This window comes from Streptomyces sp. SID14515 (genome assembly GCF_010548505.1).
Classification (GTDB): domain Bacteria; phylum Actinomycetota; class Actinomycetes; order Streptomycetales; family Streptomycetaceae; genus Streptomyces; species Streptomyces caviscabies.
In genome coordinates, this window is record NZ_JAAGMH010000102.1 from 1 (window position 1) to 2,284 (window position 2,284).

The window sequence follows — 2,284 nt, forward strand, 5'->3', positions numbered from 1 at the left end:
GAGCAGCAGACCGCTGAGGTCGAGCAGACCCCCGCGCCCGCCGAGGCCGCGCCGCAGGGCGGCTCGCGCCGCCGTCGCCGCCGCCGTGGCGATGCCGAGGCGACCGAGCAGGCCGCCGAGCCCGCCGCCCCGGTGGAGACGCCCGCCGAGCAGCCCGCCGATGAGGCCCCCGAGGCCGAGGCGGACGAGCACGAGGGCGAGGACACCGACGAGTACGGCGACCGCCCCTCGCGCCGTCGCCGTCGTGGTGGCCGCCGTCGCCGTCGTGGCGAGGCCAACGACGCGGACGACGAGCAGAACACCGAGGACGCGCCCGCGCCGTCCCGTGCCGAGGAGCCCCGCTCCGAGGACGAGCAGGACCGCGGCCGGGCCCAGGCCCAGGACGCCGCCGAGGAGGGCGACGAGGACGACGACTCCTCGGCCTCCGGGTCGAGCAGCAGCCGCCGTCGTCGCCGTCGCCGTCGCCGCAGCGGTGACGCCGCCGCCGAGGCCGAGCACGGCACCACCGCCGATGACCCGGAGCGTACGGTCGTCAAGGTTCGCGAGCCCCGCAAGAAGGAGGAGCGCGAGCCGGGCACCGGCTTCGACGAGGTCCAGTCCATCAAGGGCTCGACCCGTATGGAGGCCAAGAAGCAGCGCCGCCGCGAGGGCCGCGAGCAGGGCCGCCGCCGGGTCCCGATCATCACCGAGGCGGAGTTCCTGGCGCGCCGCGAGGCCGTCGAGCGCGTGATGGTCGTCCGCCAGAGCGGCGAGCGCACCCAGATCGGCGTCCTCGAGGACAACGTGCTCGTCGAGCACTACGTCAACAAGGAGCAGGCCACCAGCTACGTCGGCAACGTCTACCTGGGCAAGGTCCAGAACGTGCTGCCGTCCATGGAGGCCGCTTTCGTCGACATCGGCAAGGGCCGCAACGCCGTCCTGTACGCAGGTGAGGTCAACTTCGAGGCGCTCGGCATGGCCCACGGGCCGCGCCGCATCGAGACCGCGCTCAAGTCCGGCCAGTCGGTCCTGGTCCAGGTGACCAAGGACCCGATCGGTCACAAGGGCGCGCGTCTGACCAGCCAGGTCTCGCTGCCCGGCCGCTACCTCGTCTACGTGCCCGAGGGCTCGATGACCGGGATCAGCCGCAAGCTGCCCGACACCGAGCGCTCCCGCCTGAAGACCATCCTCAAGAAGATCGTCCCCGAGGACGCGGGCGTCATCGTGCGCACCGCCGCCGAGGGCGCGAGCGAGGACGAGCTGCGCCGTGACGTCGAGCGGCTCCAGCAGCAGTGGGAGGACATCCAGAAGAAGGCCAAGGGCACCAGCGGCTCCAACGCGCCGACGCTGCTCTACGGCGAGCCGGACATGACCGTCCGGGTCGTCCGCGACATCTTCAACGAGGACTTCTCCAAGGTCATCGTCAGCGGCGACGAGGCGTGGGAGACCATCCACGGTTACGTCTCGCACGTCGCGCCCGACCTCACCGAGCGGCTCTCCCGCTGGACCTCCGAGGTCGACGTCTTCGCGACGTACCGCATCGACGAGCAGCTGATGAAGGCGCTGGACCGCAAGGTCTACCTGCCCAGCGGCGGATCGCTGGTGATCGACAAGACCGAGGCGATGATCGTCGTCGACGTCAACACCGGCAAGTTCACCGGCCAGGGCGGCAACCTGGAGGAGACCGTCACCAGGAACAACCTGGAGGCGGCCGAGGAGATCGTGCGCCAGCTGCGGCTGCGCGACCTCGGCGGCATCGTCGTCGTCGACTTCATCGACATGGTGCTGGAGTCCAACCGGGACCTGGTGCTGCGACGTCTCCTGGAGTGCCTGGGCCGCGACCGCACCAAGCACCAGGTCGCCGAGGTCACCTCGCTGGGCCTGGTCCAGATGACCCGCAAGCGGGTGGGCCAGGGTCTGCTGGAGTCCTTCTCCGAGACCTGCGTCCACTGCAACGGCCGCGGCGTCATCGTCCACATGGAGCAGCCGACCTCCGTCGGCGGCGGTGGTGGCGGTGGCAAGAAGTCCAAGAAGCGCGGCCGGGGCGGCGCGGGCCAGGACCACGAGCACGGCCTGGACCACGAGCACGGTCACGACGAGCAGGCGGCCGAGCCGGCCGAGACCGAGGCCGAGCTGGCCGCCGAGGTCGCCGCTCCGGTGGCCGTGGAGCCCGAGGTCACCGCCGACGAGGAGTTCTACAGCAGCCCCGCCGAGGCCGAGGCCGCCGCCACGCGCGGCCGTGGCCGCCGTCGGGCCTCCCGCAAGGCGTCGGCCCCGGCCGGCGCCCCGAAGGCCGAGGCACCCG

General features: G+C 72.2%; 1 protein-coding gene. It reads left to right on the forward strand.

The features are described 5' to 3' along the window. Window positions 1-2,284: Rne/Rng family ribonuclease (locus G3I54_RS23080; RefSeq protein ID WP_203687038.1), on the forward strand; the 2,284-nt coding region annotated here is incomplete at both ends.